The 18,860-nt window shown below is 71.9% G+C and carries 20 protein-coding genes; 6 read left to right on the top strand and 14 right to left on the bottom strand.

What is annotated here, in order from left to right; all coding sequences use genetic code 11:
• Positions 1 to 8: 8 nt before the first annotated feature.
• From ACFYO8_RS25250 to arc, 8 genes are all read right to left on the bottom strand, one after another.
• Complete coding sequence (locus ACFYO8_RS25250) at positions 9 to 227, bottom strand: hypothetical protein (protein WP_354872016.1); 219 nt, start codon at positions 225 to 227, stop codon at positions 9 to 11.
• A 60-nt stretch (positions 228 to 287) separates the two neighbouring features.
• The gene (gene pafA, locus ACFYO8_RS25245) at positions 288 to 1,646 is read right to left on the bottom strand and encodes a Pup--protein ligase (protein WP_354872014.1); all 1,359 of its coding nucleotides are present in this window, start codon (positions 1,644 to 1,646) and stop codon (positions 288 to 290) included.
• Between the two features lie 147 nt (positions 1,647 to 1,793).
• A complete protein-coding gene (gene prcA / locus ACFYO8_RS25240; RefSeq protein ID WP_387188985.1) occupies positions 1,794 to 2,627 on the bottom strand; it encodes a proteasome subunit alpha in 834 nt (277 codons plus the stop codon).
• 54 nt (positions 2,628 to 2,681) lie between these two features.
• Positions 2,682 to 3,521: a proteasome subunit beta gene (gene prcB, locus ACFYO8_RS25235; protein ID WP_354872012.1), complete on the bottom strand. Its 840-nt coding sequence runs from the start codon at positions 3,519 to 3,521 to the stop codon at positions 2,682 to 2,684.
• Positions 3,440 to 3,988 carry an endonuclease VII domain-containing protein gene (locus ACFYO8_RS25230; protein WP_354872010.1) on the bottom strand — a complete coding sequence of 183 codons (549 nt, stop codon included), beginning with the start codon at positions 3,986 to 3,988 and terminating at the stop codon, positions 3,440 to 3,442. The genes prcB and ACFYO8_RS25230 overlap by 82 nt, the downstream gene beginning before the upstream one ends.
• A 124-nt stretch (positions 3,989 to 4,112) precedes the next feature.
• On the bottom strand, positions 4,113 to 4,319 hold the full coding sequence (locus ACFYO8_RS25225) for a ubiquitin-like protein Pup (protein ID WP_135239959.1): 207 nt from the start codon (positions 4,317 to 4,319) through the stop codon (positions 4,113 to 4,115).
• Between the two features lie 107 nt (positions 4,320 to 4,426).
• On the bottom strand, positions 4,427 to 5,944 hold the full coding sequence (dop, locus tag ACFYO8_RS25220) for a depupylase/deamidase Dop (RefSeq protein ID WP_354872007.1): 1,518 nt from the start codon (positions 5,942 to 5,944) through the stop codon (positions 4,427 to 4,429).
• 166 nt (positions 5,945 to 6,110) lie between these two features.
• The gene (gene arc, locus ACFYO8_RS25215) at positions 6,111 to 7,892 is read right to left on the bottom strand and encodes a proteasome ATPase (RefSeq protein WP_387189390.1); all 1,782 of its coding nucleotides are present in this window, start codon (positions 7,890 to 7,892) and stop codon (positions 6,111 to 6,113) included.
• A 177-nt stretch (positions 7,893 to 8,069) separates the two neighbouring features.
• On the opposite strand from arc, the gene ACFYO8_RS25210 reads away from it, so the two are divergent.
• Positions 8,070 to 8,363: a ferredoxin gene (locus ACFYO8_RS25210; RefSeq protein WP_357711263.1), complete on the top strand. Its 294-nt coding sequence runs from the start codon at positions 8,070 to 8,072 to the stop codon at positions 8,361 to 8,363.
• Between the two features lie 74 nt (positions 8,364 to 8,437).
• Here the strand turns inward: ACFYO8_RS25210 and ACFYO8_RS25205 are convergent, their stop codons facing one another.
• The 3 genes from ACFYO8_RS25205 to ACFYO8_RS25195 all read right to left on the bottom strand — a co-directional run bounded on the left by ACFYO8_RS25205 (position 8,438) and on the right by ACFYO8_RS25195 (position 11,269).
• Positions 8,438 to 9,010 (bottom strand): hypothetical protein, encoded by a 573-nt coding sequence (locus ACFYO8_RS25205; protein WP_354871999.1) that lies wholly within the window; start codon positions 9,008 to 9,010, stop codon positions 8,438 to 8,440.
• A gap of 175 nt (positions 9,011 to 9,185) precedes the next feature.
• Complete coding sequence (locus tag ACFYO8_RS25200) at positions 9,186 to 10,130, bottom strand: tRNA (adenine-N1)-methyltransferase (RefSeq protein ID WP_357711261.1); 945 nt, start codon at positions 10,128 to 10,130, stop codon at positions 9,186 to 9,188.
• The gene (locus ACFYO8_RS25195) at positions 10,127 to 11,269 is read right to left on the bottom strand and encodes a M50 family metallopeptidase (RefSeq protein ID WP_387188984.1); all 1,143 of its coding nucleotides are present in this window, start codon (positions 11,267 to 11,269) and stop codon (positions 10,127 to 10,129) included. Before ACFYO8_RS25195 ends, ACFYO8_RS25200 begins: the two co-directional genes overlap by 4 nt.
• 124 nt (positions 11,270 to 11,393) lie before the next feature.
• On the opposite strand from ACFYO8_RS25195, the gene ACFYO8_RS25190 reads away from it, so the two are divergent.
• From ACFYO8_RS25190 to ACFYO8_RS25175, 4 genes are all read left to right on the top strand, one after another.
• Entirely contained in the window at positions 11,394 to 12,311 is a 918-nt protein-coding gene (locus ACFYO8_RS25190; protein ID WP_387188983.1) for a RecB family exonuclease, read from the top strand.
• A 171-nt stretch (positions 12,312 to 12,482) separates the two neighbouring features.
• Complete coding sequence (locus tag ACFYO8_RS25185) at positions 12,483 to 13,199, top strand: response regulator transcription factor (protein ID WP_354871994.1); 717 nt, start codon at positions 12,483 to 12,485, stop codon at positions 13,197 to 13,199.
• Between the two features lie 226 nt (positions 13,200 to 13,425).
• On the top strand, positions 13,426 to 14,190 hold the full coding sequence (locus tag ACFYO8_RS25180) for an ABC transporter ATP-binding protein (protein ID WP_387189394.1): 765 nt from the start codon (positions 13,426 to 13,428) through the stop codon (positions 14,188 to 14,190).
• A complete protein-coding gene (locus tag ACFYO8_RS25175) occupies positions 14,190 to 16,739 on the top strand; it encodes an FtsX-like permease family protein (RefSeq protein WP_354871988.1) in 2,550 nt (849 codons plus the stop codon). Before ACFYO8_RS25180 ends, ACFYO8_RS25175 begins: the two co-directional genes overlap by 1 nt.
• A 52-nt stretch (positions 16,740 to 16,791) precedes the next feature.
• On the opposite strand, the gene ACFYO8_RS25170 is transcribed toward ACFYO8_RS25175, so the two are convergent.
• Both ACFYO8_RS25170 and ACFYO8_RS25165 read right to left on the bottom strand, forming a co-directional pair.
• Positions 16,792 to 17,430 (bottom strand): HAD family phosphatase, encoded by a 639-nt coding sequence (locus ACFYO8_RS25170; RefSeq protein ID WP_355096440.1) that lies wholly within the window; start codon positions 17,428 to 17,430, stop codon positions 16,792 to 16,794.
• A 105-nt stretch (positions 17,431 to 17,535) separates the two neighbouring features.
• Complete coding sequence (locus ACFYO8_RS25165) at positions 17,536 to 18,279, bottom strand: neutral zinc metallopeptidase (RefSeq protein WP_354871982.1); 744 nt, start codon at positions 18,277 to 18,279, stop codon at positions 17,536 to 17,538.
• A 106-nt stretch (positions 18,280 to 18,385) separates the two neighbouring features.
• Here ACFYO8_RS25165 and ACFYO8_RS25160 point away from each other — a divergent pair, with 106 nt between their 5' ends.
• Positions 18,386 to 18,592 carry a hypothetical protein gene (locus tag ACFYO8_RS25160; RefSeq protein WP_354871980.1) on the top strand — a complete coding sequence of 69 codons (207 nt, stop codon included), beginning with the start codon at positions 18,386 to 18,388 and terminating at the stop codon, positions 18,590 to 18,592.
• An 11-nt stretch (positions 18,593 to 18,603) separates the two neighbouring features.
• On the opposite strand, the gene ACFYO8_RS25155 is transcribed toward ACFYO8_RS25160, so the two are convergent.
• The gene (locus tag ACFYO8_RS25155) at positions 18,604 to 18,783 is read right to left on the bottom strand and encodes a hypothetical protein (protein ID WP_354871978.1); all 180 of its coding nucleotides are present in this window, start codon (positions 18,781 to 18,783) and stop codon (positions 18,604 to 18,606) included.
• Positions 18,784 to 18,860 lie beyond the last annotated feature (77 nt).

Raw genomic sequence — 18,860 nt, 5'->3', positions numbered from 1 at the left:
CCCCGACCTCAGCCGAGCAGCAGGATCAACGCCAGCCAGCCGCCGACGATCAGCACCAGCGCCGCCGCCAGCACCCAGGTCGGCACGGTGTAGTCGCCGCGCCTGTTGCGGTCGACCTCGGCGCGGATCTTCTCCCGGCGGCGGTCGATCCAGTTGAGCTTCTCGGCGCCGTCACGGCCCGAGGACGTCTCGCGGCCGGACCCGCCGGCGGATTCGGAAGTGTTCATCGCGACGCCAGCGTACCGGTGAACGGGCGGCCGGTGCCGGGCACCGGCCGCCCGTGACGATCACATGCTCGCGATCAGCCGTTCCACCCGCTCGTCGTAGGCCCGGAACGGATCCTTGCACAGCACCGTGCGCTGCGCCTGGTCGTTCAGCTTCAGGTGCACCCAGTCCACGGTGAAGTCCCGCCGCTTCTCCTGGGCGTGCCGGATGAACTCGCCGCGCAGCCGCGCCCGGGTGGTCTGCGGCGGCGTCTCCTTCGCCTCGAAGATCTCCGGGTCCGTGGCCACCCGGTCCACCTCGCGGCGGCGCTCCAGCAGCCCGTACAGGCCGCGACCGCGCCGCAGGTCGTGGTAGGCCAGATCCATCTGCGCCACCCGCGGGTGCGACAGCGGCAGGTCGTGCTTGCGCTGGTAACGCTCGATCAGCTTCAGCTTGGTGACCCAGTCGATCTCCCGGGCCACCGGGTCCAGGTCGCCGATCTCGACCGCCCGCAGCACCCGGCCCCACAGGTCGACCACCCGCTTCGCGGTCTGGTCCCCGCCCCGGCGCTCCACGAACTCCGTCGCCTTGGAGAGGTATTCCTGCTGGATCTCCAGCGCCGAGACCTCCTTGCCGGAGGCCAGCCGCACCTTGCGCCGCCCCGTGATGTCGTGCGACACCTCGCGGATCGCCCGGATCGGGTTCTCCAGCGTCAGGTCGCGCATCACCACGCCGGCCTCGATCATCCGCAGCACGATGTCGGCGGTGCCGACCTTCAGCAGCGTGGTGACCTCGTTCATGTTCGAGTCGCCGACGATCACGTGCAGCCGGCGGTAGCGCTCGGCGTCCGCGTGCGGCTCGTCCCGGGTGTTGATGATCGGCCGGCTGCGGGTGGTCGCCGACGAGACGCCCTCCCAGATGTGCTCGGCCCGCTGGGACAGGCAGTAGACCGCGCCGCGCGGCGTCTGCAGCACCTTGCCCGCGCCGCAGATCAACTGCCGGGTGACCAGGAACGGGATGAGCACGTCGGCCAGCCGGCCGAACTCGCCGTGCCGGGACACCAGGTAGTTCTCGTGGCAGCCGTACGAGTTGCCGGCCGAGTCGGTGTTGTTCTTGAACAGGTAGATCTCGCCCGCGATGCCCTCGTCGTGCAGCCGCTTCTCCGCGTCGACGAGCAGCCCTTCCAGGATCCGTTCTCCGGCCCGGTCGTGCGCCACCAGGTCGGTCACCGAGTCGCACTCCGGAGTCGCGTACTCCGGGTGCGAGCCCACGTCCAGATAGAGGCGGGCGCCGTTGCGCAGGAACACGTTGCTCGACCGGCCCCACGACACCACCCGCCGGAACAGGTACCGCGCGACCTCGTCGGGGGACAGTCTGCGTTGCCCGCGATAGGTGCAGGTGACGCCGTACTCGGTTTCGAGGCCGAAGATTCGCCGCTCCATGATGAGACATTAGCCGCCCGGAGCCCCAGATGGGCACCGCCGGCGTTCGCCGCTTGCGATCTGCCCCGCGCGGAGCGGCGAGGTGGCGGTCTCCGTACGCGAAAGACCCCGCCACCTCGGCGAGGTGGCGGGGTCCGCAAGCGCATGTCACTCGGCGGGCTTGTCCTCCGCGTTGCCCTCCAGATCGGCCGAACCCGCCGACGTGGTCGGCTTCCCCGCCTCCTCCGTCGGCACCGTCGGGGTCTTCGCCCGGCCCGGCGCCGGCGCGATGTCCCCCTCGGCGTCACCCTCCAGCAGCGCGGTCAGCGCCGCGCCGGTGATCCGCCGGAACGTACGCCCCACCCGGCGCCGGTCCAGCACCGCCACCTCGAGCTGGTTCGCCGCGATGGTGCGGGCCGCACCGCCCTCGCCGCCGACGCTGCTCAGCGCCTTCATGGCGGCACGCACCGCCTCGGACAGCGACATCTCCGGCCGGTGCTCGTTCTTCAGCACCCCGCTGATCGCCTCGGCCTGGCCTCCCATCGCCATCCGGCCCGGCTCGTCGTTCACCGAGCCGTCGTAGGTGACCCGGTAGAGGGCGTCGTCCTCGGGCGAGGCGCCCACCTCGGCCACGCAGATCTCCACCTCGAACGGCTTCGACTGCTCGGTGAAGATGGCGCCGAGCGTCTGCGCGTACGCGTTCGCCAGCGCCAGGCCGGTCACGTCCCGCCGGTCGTAGCTGAGCCCGTTGAGGTCGGCCATCCGCACGCCCGCGCGGCGGAGGTTCTCGAACTCGTTGTACCGGCCGACCGCGGCGAAGCCGATCCGGTCGTAGATCTCGCTGACCTTGTGCAGCGTGCTGGACAGGTTCTCGGCGACGAAGAGCACCCCGCCGTCGTAGCTCAGGACCACCGCGCTGCGGCCCCGGGCGATGCCCTTGCGGGCCAGCTCGGAGCGGTCGCGCATGATCTGCTCGGGCGAGGCGTAGAACTGCATGGCCACGGCGGCGGTTCTCCTTCTGCGGGACTGCTGACTCGGTGGACGGTGGGAGCGGGCTCAGCCGCCGGGGTTCTCCATCCGGCCGGACACCACGCTCTCCGCGATCGCCGCCGTCTCGGCGGCGGTGAGCCGGTGGGTGCCCTCGGCGGTAGCGGTCATCACGACCGGGTAGATCCGCCGGGTCAGGTCGGGGCCGCCGGTGGCGGTGTCGTCGTCCGCCGCGTCGTAGAGCGCCTCGACCGCCAGCCGCGTCGCGTCCTCGACCGACAGGCCGGTCCGGAACCGCTTCTTCAGCGCGGACTTGGCGAACAGCGAACCGGAGCCGATGGCGTCGTAGCCGGTCTCCTCGTACGGGCCGCCGGTCACGTCGAAGCTGAAGATCCGCCCGGCCCGCGCCGGGTCGCTGGCGGCCAGGTCGAAACCGGCGAACAGCGGGACCACGGCGAGGCCCTGCATGGCCGCGCCCAGGTTGCCGCGGATCATCGAGGCGAGCCGGTTGGCCTTGCCGTCGAGCGAGAGCATCGCGCCCTCGATCTTCTCGTAGTGCTCCAGCTCCACCTGGAACAGTCGCATCAGCTCGATGCCGATGCCGGCGGTGCCCGCGATGCCGACCAGCGAGTACGCGTCGGCCGGGTGCACCTTCTCGATGTCGCGCTGGGCGATCAGGTTGCCCATCGTGGCCCGCCGGTCGCCGGCCATGACCACGCCGCCGGCGGCCGAGATGGCGACGATGGTGGTCGCGTGGGGCGCCAGGTCGGCGGCCATGCCGGGCGGCAGTGGCCGGCGGCCGGGCAGCATCTCGGGGGCCACCCTGCTCAGGAACGCTGTGAAGGAGGACGTCCCCGCGTTGGTGAACACATCTGGAAGACGCCCGGATGGATCAAAACCCGCTGCCACGTGGTTCCTCTCAGGTACGTGATCGCCCTGGCCAGGACGTCGGCGTTGTCCTTGAACTGGCCAAGACCACCGTTGCAGTTGAAGCAGAGTATCCCGCGCACCCATCCGGTGCGATGATCGTGGTCCAGATGTTCCGGATCGGGGCGCCGGCAGATCGCGCACACGCCGCCCTGCTCGGCCAGGAGCTCCTGGAACTCCTTCTCCCCGACCCCGTAGCGGCGACGCAGGTGGTACTCGCGATTGCCGCCGTAGAGCCGCGCTTGGACTCGTTGCCGCGGGCCACATGGCACGGTTTGCAGTAGCTGTGCCGGCCGCTGGCGTTGGTCGTTCGCGGGAAGTCGTCGACGGGCTTGATCTGCTCGCAGTCGGGGCACCACTTGAGGCCGTCCGCGACCGGCACCGCTGCCCTTCGCTGCGGGGCCATCCCGCGCTTGCGGCGGCTCGCCTCCGAGCGGGCAGCGGCACATGTCTTGCAGTAGAACGCCAGCCCGTCCGGACGACGGCGATTACGGTGAAACGCCGACGCGGGCAGCGATTGGCGGCACTGGGGGCAGAGCTTGTCCGACGCCTCCGGCAAATCGGACACAAGCCTCATTGACCCCCCTTCTGCACATATCCCCTCACGAATTCCTCTGCGTTCTCCTCCAGGACGGAATCGATCTCGTCGAGCAGGTCGTCCACGTCCTCGGTGATCTCGGCGTGCCGCTCGGCCACCTCGGGGTTGGCCTGCGCGGTGACCTCCTCGACCTCCTCGCGGGACTTGCCGGACTGGGTCTGCCCACCCTCTTGTGTCGCCATGGTGGTGCCTCCTCCACGATCGCCTGCGATCAACTTACCTCGCGGGAGCGACGAAAGACCCGCCGCGAGCCCGTTTCCGGCACCCGGCGGGCCTTCCGGCACCGGGGTCACCCGCCGGTGAGCGTCTCCAGCAGATCCTTGGCGCTCGCGCAACGGTCGAAAAGCTCGCCGACGTGCGCGCGGGTGCCCCGCTCGGGCTCCATCATCGGCACCCGGACCAGCGACTCCCGGCCCACGTCGAAGATGACCGAGTCCCAGCTCGCGGCGACCACCTCGGAGGCGTACCGGTCCAGGCAGCGGCCCCGGAAGTAGGCCCGGGTGTCCTCCGGCGGCTCGGTCATCGCGGTGCGGGTCTGCTCGTCGGTGAGCAGCGTCTTCATCGAGCCGCGCTGCACCAGTCGGTGGTAGAGGCCCTTCTCCGGCCGCACGTCGGAGTACTGCAGGTCGACCAGTTGCAGCTTGTGCGAGCCCCAGCCGAGCTTCTCGCGCTCCCGGTAGCCCTCCAGCAGCCGCAGCTTGGCCACCCAGTCCAGCTCGTCGGCGCACTCGAACGCGTCCCGGCCGAGCCGGTCGAGCACGCTCTCCCAGCGGCGCAGCACGTCGGCGGTCTGCGCGTCCACGTCCTGGCCGTAGCGGTCGTCCACGAAGGAGCCGACCCGCTCCAGGTACGCCCACTGCACGTCCAGCGCGGTGAGCTTGCGGCCGTCGCGCATCCGCATCAGGTGCTTGAGCGACGGGTCGTGGCTGACCGCGCGCAGCTCGGCCACCGGGTCGGCGATGCCCAGGTCCGCGCCGAGCGCCTTCTCCTCGATCATGGCGAGGATCAGCGAGGTGGTGCCGACCTTGAGGAACGTGGAGATCTCGGAGAGGTTGGCGTCACCGATGATGACGTGCAGCCGGCGGTACTTGTCGGCGTCGGCGTGCGGCTCGTCGCGGGTGTTGATGATGGGCCGCTTGAGCGTCGTCTCCAGCCCCACCTCGACCTCGAAGAAGTCGGCACGCTGGGAGATCTGGAAACCGCTCTGGCCGCCGTCCTGGCCGATGCCGACCCGACCGGCGCCACAGACGATCTGCCGGGTGACGAAGAACGGCGTCAGGTACGCCACGATGTCGGCGAACGGCGTCTGCCGGCGCATCAGGTAGTTCTCGTGCGCGCCGTAGCTGGCGCCCTTGTTGTCGGTGTTGTTCTTGTAGAGGTGGATCGGGTGGGTGCCGGGGATGGTCGCGGCCCGGCGGGCCGCCTCGGCCATCACCCGCTCCCCCGCCTTGTCCCACCGCACCACGTCCAGCGGGTTCGTCACCTCGGGCGTGGAGTACTCCGGGTGCGCGTGGTCGACGTAGAGCCGGGCGCCGTTGGTGAGTATGACGTTGGCGAGCCCGAGGTCCTCGTCGGCGAGCGCCTCGGCCGGGTCGTACGCGGCGCCGGAGTAGGTGAATCCGCGGGCGTCGCGCAGTGGCGACTCCTCCTCGTAGTCCCAACGGGCCCGGCCGCCCCGGTTGAGTTCCGGCCGCGCCCCGTAGGCGTTGACCACCTGGGAGGAGGTGACCATCGGGTTGGCTCCGGCCTGACCGGGCACGGAGATGCCGTACTCGACCTCGGTGCCCATGATCCTTCTGACGCTCATCGACCTACCCGCTCCGCTCGCCGTCGGGGTCCCCGTCATGTCGAGCGTAGTCGGCGTGACGCGCCGAGGGGGCGTCGCGGCAGCGCCGGTCCGGTGTGGCGGCTCACCCGGGGTACGCGCGGAGGCCCGCGGCGCGTACGCCGCGGGCCTCCGTCGAAGGGTCGGACTACAGGTACTGACCAGTGTTGCTGGCGGTCTCGATGGACCGTCCGGCCTCGGTGCCCTTGCCGCCGGAGACGAGCGTCCGGATGTAGACGATCCGCTCGCCCTTCTTGCCGGAGATGCGGGCCCAGTCGTCGGGGTTGGTGGTGTTGGGCAGGTCCTCGTTCTCGCGGAACTCGTCGACGCAGGCGTCGAGCAGGTGCTGAAGGCGCAGTCCTTTGCGTCCAGAGGCGAGGAACTCCTTGATGGCCATCTTCTTGCCCCGGTCGACGATGTTCTGGATCATCGCGCCGGAGTTGAAGTCCTTGAAGTAGAGGACTTCCTTGTCGCCGTTGGCGTAGGTGACCTCGAGGAAGCGGTTCTCCTCGGTCTCGGAGTACATCCGCAGGACCACCGCGTCGATCATCGCCGCGACGGTGGCCTGGGCGTCGCCGCCGTGTTCGGCCAGGTCGTCGGCGTGCAGCGGCAGGCCGGCGAGGATGTACTTGGAGAAGATGTCCTTCGCCGCCTCGGCGTCCGGCCGCTCGATCTTGATCTTCACGTCGAGCCGGCCGGGGCGCAGGATCGCCGGATCGATCATGTCTTCCCGGTTGGAGGCGCCGATGACGATGACGTTCTCCAGGCCCTCGACGCCGTCGATCTCGCTGAGCAGCTGCGGGACGATGGTGTTCTCCACGTCGGAGGAGACGCCGGAGCCGCGGGTACGGAACACGGAGTCCATCTCGTCGAAGAAGACGATCACCGGGGTGCCCTCGCCGGCCTTCTCCCGCGCCCGCTGGAAGATCAGCCGGATGTGCCGCTCGGTCTCGCCGACGTACTTGTTGAGCAGCTCGGGGCCCTTGATGTTGAGGAAGAAGCTGGTGTGCCGGTCCTTGCCCTCCCGCTCGGCGATCTTCTTGGCCAGCGAGTTGGCCACCGCCTTGGCGATGAGCGTCTTGCCGCAGCCGGGTGGGCCGTAGAGCAGGATGCCCTTCGGCGGCCGGAGCTGGTGCTCGCGGAACAGGTCCGAGTGCAGGAACGGCAGCTCCACCGCGTCGCGGATCTGCTCGATCTGCGCCTGGAGGCCACCGATGTCCTCGTAGTTGACGTCGGGCACCTCCTCCAGGACCAGCTCCTCGACCTCGCTCTTCGGGATCCGCTCGTACGCGTACGCCGAGCGGGGCTCGATCATGAGCGAGTCGCCGGCCCGGATCGCGCTGCCGATCAGCGTCTCGGCGAGGTGCACGATCCGCTCCTCGTCGGAGTGCGAGACCACGAGCGCCCGGTCACCCGGAGCGCCCTCGGGGCCCGCCAGGATCTCCTTGAGCATCACCACCTCGCCGACCCGCTCGTAGCCGAACGCGTCGACGATGTTGAGCGCGTCGTTGAGCAGGACCTCCTGGCCGCGGCTCAGCTCGTCGACCTCCAGCGAGGGCGAGACGGCCACCCGGAGCTTGCGCCCGCCGGTGAACACGTCCACCGTGCCGTCGTCGTGCTTGGCCAGGAAGACGCCGTAGCCACTAGGCGGCTGGGCAAGACGGTCGATCTCCTCCTTGAGCGTCACGATCTGCGCGCGAGCCTCCTTGAGGGTGCCCACGAGCCGTTCGTTGTTCTCGGTCAGCCGCGCCAACTGTGCCTGGGTGGCCGCCAGCCGCTCTTCGAGCTGCCGGACGTGTCGAGGGCTTTCGGTCAACTTCCGCCGCACCAGAGCGAGTTCCTCTTGCAGGAACGCGACCTGCGTGGAGAGATCGTGGGCTTCCTTTTCCCACCGTGCGGCGCGCGAGTCCGCGTCGTCGCTGCGTGCCACGTCCCACCTCCCCGGGGGGCTTGAACGTTCTGACCTAACACTAGCCGCTATGAGCCCGATTCGGTCCACAGCAACGCGCTCGTCACCGAAGCTTGATCGCGAAGGGCTGGTCGCGGGGCGGGTACGGGCGTTCGGGTACCGTCGGAGTGTGGGACGGGAGAACATGGGGGGTGCTTCGTGACCGACGTCGCGACCGACCAGTTGCAGGTCTGGGTTGATCAGGACCTCTGCACCGGCGACGGGCTCTGCGTGCAGTACGCGCCGGAGGTCTTCGAGTTCGACGTCGACGGCCTGGCGTACGTCAAGGGGCCGGACGGCGAGCTGCGGCAGGCCCCGGGCGCCCGGGCGGACGTGCCGGAGCACCTGCGCCTCGAGGTGATCGACTCGGCGAAGGAGTGCCCGGGCGACTGCATCCACGTGGTGCGGGGCAGCGACGGCGTCGAGGTGGCCGGCCCGGAGGCCGAGGACTGAGGCGGAGACGAACACGACGGGCCGGGGACGTGGTCCCCGGCCCGTCGTGTGTCCGCCCTAGAGCAACGGCCGCCCTAGAGCAACGGCCGCCCGACGACCGAGGCCACCAGGCGGGCGAACTCCTCCAGCCGGGCGATCTGCCCCGCGCCGCCGTCGTCGAGGGTCTTGCCGAAACGCAGCGCGTCGTGCCGGGGCGCGCCCACCACCTCGTCGCTGGGCGGCGCCTCGTCGAGCGAGCTGAGCAGCAGGTACACGTCGATGCTGTCGACCCGTACGGCGCCGTTGTCGGCGCGCATGAGCCGCCGCCGGCAGCCGACCTCGGTGACCGTCGACAGCGGCACCACCCGCAGCGAGGAGGTCATCGCGCCGGGCGGCCCCTCCCCCGGCGGGACGTCCTCGCCGTGCCAGAGCACCAGCCGGCTGCCGTCGCAGACGACGACCTCCTGCCACACCCCGTTCACCTCGTTGACGAAGCGCTCCAGCGTGAAGCCGAGCACGGACGCGCCGCGCAGCACGCCGTCGAGCGCCTCCAGCGCGATGTCCGGGTCGCGCAGGTACGCCCGGGCAGCCGATTCCAGGTCCTTGTAGGGGGACCAGTCCGGGAAGACGGCGGGCAGGTCACCGTTGCCGTAGCCGGGGTCGCTCACGCCGCCTCCCGCCCGGCCGCGCCGTCGTGCTGCCACCGGCCCCGGTCACCGGCACGGGCGCGCCGCCCGACGCGCGCCCCGATCCGCTCGCTCATGCCACCGTCTCCACCCGCTTCGGTGTCGTTCCCACCGGCACACATGATCCGCCCGTACGCGCGCGGCCGCGCGGCGGGGGTCAGGACTGCTCCGGCTCCTCGGCCGCGCGGGCCGCGGCGGCGGCGCGCAGGGCGTCGCGGCGCTGCGCGTACGCCTCGGCGCCCTTGCTGGGCTTGCGCCGGCGCGGCGGCGCGGTGACCCCGGGGGCGAGCTTGCGGGCGGAGACCAGGAACGCGGTGTGAGCGATCATCCGGTGGTCCGGGCGGACCGCCAGGCCCTCGGCGTGCCAGTCCCGGACGAGTGACTCCCAGGCGCGCGGCTCGGTCCAGCCGCCACGCTCGCGCAGCGCCTCGACCAGCTCGGACAGCTGCGGCGTGGTGGCCACGTAGCCGATCAGCACACCGCCGGGCACGAGCGCCCGCTCGACCATGTCGAGCATCTCCCACGGTGTGAGCATGTCCAGGATGATCCGGTCGAAGCCGGTCTCGGCGCAGTCGGCGACGTCGCCGACGTGCAGCCGCCAGGCCGGGTGCGAGCCGTTGAAGAACGCCTCGACGTTGCGCCGGGCGATCTGGGCGAAGTCGTCGCGCAGCTCGAACGAGTGCAGCTCGCCCTCGGTGCCGACGGCCCGCAGCAGCGAGCAGGACAGCGCGCCGGACCCGGCGCCGGCCTCCAGCACCTTGGCGCCGGGGAAGATGTCGCCCATGGCGACGATCTGCGCCGAGTCCTTCGGGTAGATCACCTGGGCGCCGCGCGGCATGGACAGCACGTAGTCCGACAGCAGCGGCCGCAGCGCCAGGAACGCGGTGCCGCCGCCGGTGGTGGTGACCACACTGCCGTCGGGCAGGCCGATCAGGGCGTCGTGCTTGAGGATCCCGCGGTGGGTGTGGAACTCCTTGCCGGGCTCCAGCGTCACGGTGTGCATCCGGCCCTTCGGGTCGGTGAGCTGGACCCGGTCGCCCGGCCGGAACGGCCCGCGGTGGACCGGGGGCAGCGCCGGGACGGTGGAGATCTCTGCGGTCACGTGTTCGTCTTCCGTTCGGGTTCCAGGAGCTGGGCGAGATCCGCGATGTGCAGCACGCCGACCACATCTTCGCCTGCCGTCACGACGTACTGCGCGCCCGGGTGGGTGCGCACGGTCTCCAGCACCCGCTCGCCGTCGGCGCCGAGCGGCAGGACCGGCACGGCGGACAGGTCGCGGGCCACCTCGTCCACCGCGACCCACGGCCGCCGTTCCCGGGGTACGGCGGCGACGCGGACCGGGTCGACGAGGGCGACGGTACGGCCGGCCGAGTCGACCACGCCGAGCGCCGCGTCGGGGGTGCCCGCCTCGTCGCGGCGGCGCTCGGCCTCGGCCAGCGGCGTGCCGGCGGGCACCGGCAGCACCGGGCGGGCGAGCCGGGCCAGGTCGACCAGGTGCAGCCGGCGGCCGATGCGGGCCAGCCGGATCGACTGGCCGGCGCCGCGCCACAGCGTCAGCGCGACGAGCAGCAGCAACGGCAGGGCCAGCGGGGCGAGCGCCCGGCGCATGGTGAGCACCACCACCAGCACGAGTGTGCCCAGCGCGACGGCCCGGCCCACCCAGCCGGCCACCTCGGTGCCGCGGTGCCGGTCGCGGGTGAGCGCCCACACCGCGGCGCGCAGCGCCCGCCCGCCGTCCAACGGCAGCCCGGGCAGGCTGTTGAAGATCGCCACCACCACGTTGCTGACCGCGAGCTGGAAGGCGAGCTGGTGGCCGAGCGTGCCGGCGGGCAGGGCGAGGGTGGCGGCGACCGCGACCGCGCCGAGCACCGCGGAGACGGCCGGCCCGGCCAGGGAGATCAGCAGCTCGACCCGAGGGCTGGGGGCGTCGCGGTCCATCTCGGTGTAGCCGCCGAGCAGTTCCAGCGTGATCCCCCGCACACCGATGCCGTACCGGCGTGCGGTCAGCGCGTGGCCCAGCTCGTGCAGCAGCACGGAGCCGAGCAGCGAGATCACGAAGCCGAGACCGACCAGATAGCCGCCGAGCGGGCCGAGGTCGAGCTGGCGGCGGGCCAGCGCGGCGTACAGCACCGTGACCACGACGGTGAGCAGCAGCATCGAGGCGTCGACGCGCAACGGCACCCCGAGGATCCGGCCGAGGCTGAGCCCTGGCCGGCGGGGTCCTCGGCTCCGCTGCTGCACCGGCCCGATGCTACGTGAGCCCGAGGAGCGGGCCGCCGCGGTGAGCACCGCGGGCGCGGATCGGCGATCATGTTCCGGTACGGCGACCACGCCCCTGTCACACGGGTGCCCTAACCTTCCGGGCATGACGGCGGAACCGATGATCGACAGTCACGGCGACCAGACGGCGGCACCGGCCCCGGTCACCGTGCGGGCCTCGTTGTCGCCGTCGCGGGCGGCCGACTTCAAGACCTGCCCACTGCTCTACCGGTTCCGCAGCATCGACCGGCTGCCCGAGCGGCCGACCGTCGAGCAGGCCCGGGGCACGCTCGTGCACGCCGTGCTGGAGCGGCTGTTCGACCTGCCGGCCGCCGCGCGCACCCCGGAGTCGGCCGGTGACCTGGTCTCCCCGCAGTGGGACCGGCTGGTCACCGAGGAGCCGGAGCTGGCGACGCTGTTCACCGACGGCGACACCGTCGGGCCGCAGGAGTTCCTCCGGTCGGCGACGGCGTTGCTGGACGGCTACTTCGCGGTGGAGGACCCGCGCCGGCTGGAACCGGCCGAGCGCGAGGCGCTGATCTCCGCGGTGGTCGACGACGAGCTGCTCATCCGGGGCTACCTCGACCGGCTCGACGTCGCGCCGGACGGCGCGCTGCGGGTGGTCGACTACAAGACCGGCGGGGCGCCACGCGAGGCGTTCGAGGCGCGGGCGCTGTTCCAGCTCAAGTTCTACGCCCTGGTGCTGTGGCGCACCCGGGGCGTGGTGCCGCGGGTGCTGCGCCTGCTCTACCTCAAGGACGCCGAGGTCTGCGACTACGCGCCGGACGCCGACGAGCTGGTGCGCTTCGAGCGCACGGTGGTGGCGCTGTGGCGCGCGATCGAGCAGGCCACCGCCCGGCAGGACTTCCGTCCCCGGCCGAGTCGCCTGTGCGACTGGTGCAACCACCAGGCGCTGTGCCCGAGCTACGGCGGCACGCCGCCGCCGTTCCCGGTGGCCGCCGCCGCGCCCGACCCGCTCGTGGACGCCCGATCCCGCCCGGTGGCGCCCGGCGCCGACGAGTAACCCCCGGGCCCGCCCGCCATCCTGCGGGAACCGGGCGGCCTGGTCGGGGTGCGGGCGGTGGCCGCCCTCTACCGTGGTGCGGCCGCCCGGTGCCGCTACCGGGCGGCTCGTGGGCGTGCGCCGATCCCCGGACGGACGGCCTGACCGCCCCGGGGACGACGAGGGGGACGCATGACCGATGGCGCCGTGTTCCGGCCGGTGCGGGTGCTGCTCGCCGACGACCAGCCGCTGCTGCGTACGGGATTCCGGATGGTGCTCGGCGCGGAGGACGACCTCGACGTGGTGGGCGAGGCGGGCGACGGCGCGGAGGCGGTGGAGCTGTCCCGGCGGCTGCTGCCCGACGTGGTGCTGATGGACATCCGGATGCCCCGCCTGGACGGGATGGCCGCCACCCGGGCGATCGTGGGGGCCCGGCTGCCGGTACGGGTGCTCGTGCTCACCACGTTCGAGCAGGACGACCACGTCGTCGGGGCGCTGCGGGCCGGGGCGACCGGCTTCCTGACCAAGGACGTGCCGGCCGAGGATCTCGTCGCCGCGATCCGCACGGTGGCCGCCGGTGGGGCGGTGGTGGCCCCGCGCGTCCTGCGCCGGCTGCTGGACCGCTTCGCCGAGCTGCTGCCGGACCCGGCCGCCGCGCCGGCGCGGGCCCTGGATCCGCTGACCGACCGGGAGCGCGAGGTGCTCACCCAGATGGCGCGCGGACTGTCCAACGCGGAGATCGCGCGGGCGCTGTCGGTCAGCGAGACGACTGTGAAAACCCATGTCGGGCACGTGCTCACAAAGCTACGGTTGCGCGACCGGGTGCAGGCCGTCGTGCTCGCGTACGAGACGGGCCTGGTCCGTCCGGGCGCCGAGGTGGCGCGGGTCACCTACCGTGACCAGCGGTGACGCTGCGGTGTTGACCCTGACACGAGGTCAGGGCCGGATGCCGGCGCCGCCGGCCTGGTCAGGGGTCACCCTGACCGGCGAATGGGGGGCGACCCCCAGCGAAGACCAGCACGGATTCCACCGCAGGTCGGAGGATTTTCCACCGCCCGGCCACGAGGATGGACTCCGCCGCACCGGCCAGCGGGGGCGGTGCGGCTTTGCGCAGAACGACGGAAGAGGTATGAACGTGACCGCGACGGTAGACCGACGGCAGGCCGCAGCCAGGGCGAACGACGTGTGGAAGGTGTACGGCAGCGGCGAGGCGCAGGTCGTCGCGCTGCAGGAAGTGACCGCCGAGTTCGAACGCGGCCGGTTCACCGCGATCATGGGGCCGTCCGGCTCCGGAAAGTCCACCCTGATGCACTGCCTCGCCGGTCTGGACACGGTGACCAGGGGCACCGTGTCCATCGGCGAGACCACTGTGACCGGTCTCAACGACGCGGGCCTGACGAAGCTGCGCCGGGACAAGGTGGGCTTCATCTTCCAGCAGTTCAACCTGCTGCCCACGCTCACCGCGCAGGAGAACATCCTGCTGCCGCTGTCGATCGCCGGCCGCAAGCCCGACCCGGCCTGGTACGACACCGTGATCGACACGGTCGGCCTGCGGGATCGGCTCGGGCACCGCCCGGCGCAGCTCTCCGGCGGCCAGCAGCAGCGCGTCGCGTGCGCCCGGGCGCTCGTCTCCCGCCCCGAGGTGATCTTCGCGGACGAGCCGACCGGCAACCTGGACTCCCGCTCCGGCGCCGAGGTGCTCAAGTTCCTGCGCAACTCGGTCCGCGAGCACGGCCAGACCATCGTCATGGTCACGCACGACCCGACCGCCGCCGCCTACGCCGACCGGGTGGTCTTCCTCGCCGACGGGCAGATCGTCTCGGAGCTGATCGAGCCGACCGCCGAGACGGTGCTGGACACGATGAAGAAGCTGGACGCCCCGGTCGAGGTGGGCAACTGATGCTGCGGGCAACGCTCAAGAGCCTGCTGGCGCGCAAGCTGCGCCTGCTGCTGTCCGGGCTGGCGGTGGTGCTCGGCGTCATGTTCGTCTCCGGCGCGTTCGTGCTCACCGACACGCTCGGGCGGTCCTTCGACGCGGTCTTCGCCGACGCGTACTCCGAAGTCGACGTCAGCGTCGAGGCGAAGCCGAAGATCGACGTCTCCACGACCGAGGGCATGCCGGTGAGCACCCCGATGCCGGCGTCGGTGCTCGACCGGGTCAAGGCGGTGCCGGGCGTCGCCGACGCCGAGGGCGTCGTGGCCGCCGAGGGCGCCCGCATGATCGGCAGCAACGGCAAGGTGGTCACCTCGTTCGGGCCGCCGCAGCTCGGCCAGAACTGGCTCGGCGAGGGCGACCTGGTGGAGATGCGCGAGGGCCGCGGCCCGCAGGCCGACGACGAGATCGTGATCAACGCCGCGCTGGCCGAGGCGGGCAAGGTGAAGGTCGGCGACCGGGTCGGCGTCCTGACGCTGGCGCCGAAGAAGGAGTTCACGCTCGTCGGCGTGTTCGGCTACAGCGGCGGGCGGGACTCGATCGGCGGCGCCAACGAGGTCTACTTCACCACTCCGGTGGCGCAGCAGCTGATGCTGGGCAAGCCGGACGTGTTCAGCAACGTCAGCGTCCAGGCCGCCGACGGCACCACGCCGGCGGCGCTGCGCGACGAGTTGGCCCGCACGCTGGGCGCCGACTACCAGGTCAAGACCGGTGAGCAGCTCGCCGCCGACGCCTCGGCCGGCCTCAAGGAAGGGCTGTCGTTCTTCAACAAGATCCTCCTCGGGTTCGCCGCGGTGGCGCTGCTGGTCGGCACGTTCCTGATCCTCAACACGTTCTCGATCATCGTGGCCCAGCGCACCCGTGAGCTGGCCCTGATGCGGGCCATCGGGGCCAGCGGCAAGCAGGTCATCGGCTCGGTGGTGCTGGAGGCGCTGGCGGTCGGCCTGATCGCCTCGGTGCTGGGGCTCGCCGCCGGCATCGGCGTCGGCGCGCTGCTGGCGTACCTGTTCGGTCAGCTCGCCGGTGGCCTGACCCTGGCCGGGCTGGGCGTGCCGCCCTCGGCGGTGATCGGCGCGTTCGCGGTCGGCATGCTGATCACGGTGATCGCCGCGCTGCTGCCGGCGTTGCGCGCCTCGCGCATCCCGCCGATCGCCGCGATGCAGGACGTCGCCACGCCGGACCGGCCGCTCACCAAGGTCACCGTCGGCGGCGCGGTGGTCACCGGCATCGGCGCGGTGCTGCTGTTCCTGGGTCTCGGCGGGCACGCCCGCGGCAACACCCTGGCGACCATCCTCGGCGGCGTGCTGTTCGCGTTCATCGGGGTGGCGCTGCTGACGCCGATCATCAGCCGGCCGGTGGTCTCGCTGCTCGGCGCCATGTTCTCCTGGTCGGTGCCGGGCAAGCTGGGCCGGCTCAACTCGGGCCGCAACCCGCGCCGCACCGCCATCACCGCCGCCGCGCTGATGGTGGGCATCGCCCTGGTCACCGGCGTGACGGTGATCCTGGACTCGGCCAAGGGCAGCATCGGCGCCCTCGCCGAGGACACCATCAAGGCGGAGCTGGTGATCTCCGGGTCCTCGTCCGGGCCACGTCCGGCGAGCTTCGACCCGGCGGTGCTGGAGAAGGCCGCCGCCATTCCCGGCGTGCGACTGGTCTCCGGCGAGTACGGCGACATGGCGATGGTCGGCGGCGAGCGGACCTGGGTCTCCGCGTCGAGCAACGTGGCGGCGCTGCAGCAGATCTTCGGGGCGAAGGCCACCGCCGGTGACATCAGCAAGCTGGCGCCGGACCAGATGCTGGTCAGCTCCGACACCGCGGAGGCCCGTAACCTGACCGTCGGCTCGACGGTGCCGGTGCAGTTGTCCCGCGGCGAGGCCCGCACCTACACGGTCAGCGGCATCTACGAGAGCTCGCAGCTGACCAACCCGGTGACGCTGCCGCCGCAGGCCACTGCGGACTTCAGCATCCCGCAGCCCATCCAGGGCTTCCTGCAGCTCGCCCCCGGCACGTCGGTGGACGCGGTGCAGCCGCAGGTCGAGCGGCTGCTGGCGGACAGCCCCGAGGTGTCGGTGGCCGACCGGGCGGCGTTCATCGAGCAGCAGACCGGCCAGCTGGACTCCCTGCTCCAGATGATCCAGATCCTGCTCGCGCTGGCCATCGTGATCGCGGTGCTGGGCATCATCAACACGCTCGCGCTGTCCGTGCTGGAACGGACCCGGGAGCTGGGCCTGCTACGGGCGATCGGCCTGCGCCGCGCCCAGACCATGCGCATGATCACGGTCGAGGCGGTGGTGATCTCCATCTTCGGCGCGCTGCTCGGCGTGGTGGTCGGCGCCGGTCTCGGCGCGGCGGTGGTCGAGGCGCTCAAGGACGAGGGCATCACCGACCTGATCCTGCCCTGGGGTCAGATGGTGACGTTCCTGATCCTGGCCGCGATCATCGGTGTGATCGCCGCGGTGCTCCCGGCGATCCGGGCCGCACGGATCAACGTCCTGGGCGCCATCGCCCACGACTGACGTGAAAGGCAGGGCCCCTTCCTGACGCCTCGCGCACAGGAAGGGGCCCTTCCTAACGGTTGAGCAGCGCCGCGAGCAGCTCCAGGTCCGCGCCGAGCAGGCTCTCCACCTGGTGTACGCCGTCGGCCGGCGCCAACGGCACCTCGGCCGGCACGGCCAGCACCGCCGCCCCGGCGGCGAGCGCGCTCGCCACCCCGGTCGGTGAGTCCTCGATCGCCACGCACCGCTCGACCGGCACACCCAGCAGACGCGCGGCGGTCAGGTACGGCTCCGGGTGCGGCTTGGCCGCGCCGACCTCGTCGCCGCAGACCACCGCGTCGAAGCTGTCCCGGCCCAGGGTGTCCAGGGCCACCTCGACCAGGGACCGGCCGCTGGAGGTGACCAGCGCGGTGGGGATGCCGGCCTCGCGTACCGCCCGCAGCAGCGCCAGCGCGCCGGGACGCCACCGCAGCCCGGTGCGGAACAGGTCCAGGATGCGGGCGCTGATCCAGTCGGCGCTGGCCTGCACGTCCCGCTCCGGCTGGCCCAGGTCGTCGTGCACGATCCGCATCGCGTCGGCCATCCCGGTGCCGACGATCGCCCGGCGGGCCGAGTCGGACAGGACACCGCCGTACACGGCGGCCAGCTCCTGCAACGCGACGTCCCACAGTTTCTCGCTGTCGACCAGGGTGCCGTCCATGTCGAAGAGCACGGCGGCGGGGTGTGAGCTGCTCAGCGGGGGCCTCCTTCGGTGCGCGTACCCCGCCGATCCTGCCAGCCGCGCCTGTCACCGTCCCCGATCGGGGTGACCCGGCCCTCAGCCGAGGCCGCAGGCGCCCAGCGACTTCTCGTACCCCCGGAAGAACGACTCGCTGCGCTGCTCGGCGGTGCCGTGCGAGCCCTCGGCGAACCAGGGCTGGTCGGGGTCGTCGCCGACCGCCAGCAGCCCTTCCTTGAACTCCTCCAGGTCGCCGTCCTCCACCTCCAGCGCCCCGGAGCGCACGCTGTCCCCGAGGTACGCCCCGGCCATGCAGTCGGCCTGCAGCTCCTGCTGGATGGTGAAGTTGTAGCGGATGCCCAGCCGCACCTGCATGCCGTGGGCGTACTCGTGGCCGAGCAGGTAGAACAGGAACGCGTCGCCGATCTGCCGGAACGCCGCCACCGACCAGTTCACGTCGTAGGCGATGAAGTCGCCCGCCGAGCAGTAGACCGCGTTGTTGCGCGGCAGCCCCTGCCCGGCACAGGCCACCTCGCCCTCCCGGGTGTAGGGCACCACCCGCCGGATCGGGGTGAACCGCTCGCCGGAGGCGCGGAACTGCTCCGCCCAGTAGCGTTCGGCCAGCCGGACGGCGTCCTGGATGTCCTGCTTGAACTCGGCCACGCTCGTGGTGCCGTCCGCCCGGGTGGTCTGCGACTCGGGCTGCGCGCCGCGCGGGGGCGCGGGCTGCCGCGGCTCGCCCTCGTCGAAGCCGCCGGCCATGCAGCCGGCCGCCACCAGCGCGGCCACCACCAGCCCGGCGATCGGCCCGCGCCCCTGCCGTCGCGCCCTGTCCCCCACCATGACCTCCCGGCTGTCGCACCCGTGTCCCCCCGCAGTACCCCCGGCGGGCGCCGGTGATGCTCACCGACTCTCACGCACCGCCACCGGGAAACGTTCACCCGGACCGGTGGCCCGGGGAACGATCTTCGGCACGATGCTGCTGAGCGTCGGCGGCAGCCGGTACGCCCTGGTCGCCGTGGGCACCACCGTCTCGCCGGCACCGAGCGCCGGACAACTGCGACGGCTGGACGAGTACGAGGTCCGCGCCGAGCCGGTTCCCGACCTCGCGTCCTGGTGGGAGGTGCTGGCGCGGGCCGGTGTGGCGGTGCGCTGACCGCGCGGCGGTCAGTCCAGGCCGCGCATGATGTGCGGCTCGCCGTCGTCGTCGCCGAAGCAGCGGTGCAGCACCTGGGCACGCGCCCACAGGTCCAGGCTGCTCGGCGGCCCGACCCGCCCGGCGCCGGCGGGTGTGCTCAGCACGGGAGCCGGTTCCGGCGGGACCTGCGACGTCACCTCGTCGGTCATGTCCGCCCCTTTCGTCGTACCCATGCTCGCCCTCGGGCGTTTCCGCCACGTCAACGGGACGGCGCGGGCGTGGACGC

The organism is Micromonospora sp. NPDC005257, from assembly GCF_042872445.1.
Classification (GTDB): domain Bacteria; phylum Actinomycetota; class Actinomycetes; order Mycobacteriales; family Micromonosporaceae; genus Micromonospora.
The sequence above is the reverse complement of the archived record's forward strand: the minus strand, read 5'-3'. Positions and strand labels throughout refer to the sequence as shown.

What these genes read in the sequence shown, in the direction of transcription:
- ACFYO8_RS25250 (WP_354872016.1), bottom strand. Translation starts at nt 227, where the DNA reads ATGAACACTTCCGAATCCGCCGGCGGGTCCGGCCGCGAGACGTCCTCG.
- pafA (WP_354872014.1), bottom strand. Translation starts at nt 1,646, where the DNA reads ATGGAGCGGCGAATCTTCGGCCTCGAAACCGAGTACGGCGTCACCTGC.
- ACFYO8_RS25230 (WP_354872010.1), bottom strand. Translation starts at nt 3,988, where the DNA reads ATGTGCCGCTGCCCGCTCGGAGGCGAGCCGCCGCAAGCGCGGGATGGC.
- ACFYO8_RS25225 (WP_135239959.1), bottom strand. Translation starts at nt 4,319, where the DNA reads ATGGCGACACAAGAGGGTGGGCAGACCCAGTCCGGCAAGTCCCGCGAG.
- dop (WP_354872007.1), bottom strand. Translation starts at nt 5,944, where the DNA reads ATGAGCGTCAGAAGGATCATGGGCACCGAGGTCGAGTACGGCATCTCC.
- ACFYO8_RS25190 (WP_387188983.1), top strand. Translation starts at nt 11,394, where the DNA reads ATGACGGCGGAACCGATGATCGACAGTCACGGCGACCAGACGGCGGCA.
- ACFYO8_RS25185 (WP_354871994.1), top strand. Translation starts at nt 12,483, where the DNA reads ATGACCGATGGCGCCGTGTTCCGGCCGGTGCGGGTGCTGCTCGCCGAC.
- ACFYO8_RS25175 (WP_354871988.1), top strand. Translation starts at nt 14,190, where the DNA reads ATGCTGCGGGCAACGCTCAAGAGCCTGCTGGCGCGCAAGCTGCGCCTG.
- ACFYO8_RS25165 (WP_354871982.1), bottom strand. Translation starts at nt 18,279, where the DNA reads ATGGTGGGGGACAGGGCGCGACGGCAGGGGCGCGGGCCGATCGCCGGG.
- ACFYO8_RS25155 (WP_354871978.1), bottom strand. Translation starts at nt 18,783, where the DNA reads ATGACCGACGAGGTGACGTCGCAGGTCCCGCCGGAACCGGCTCCCGTG.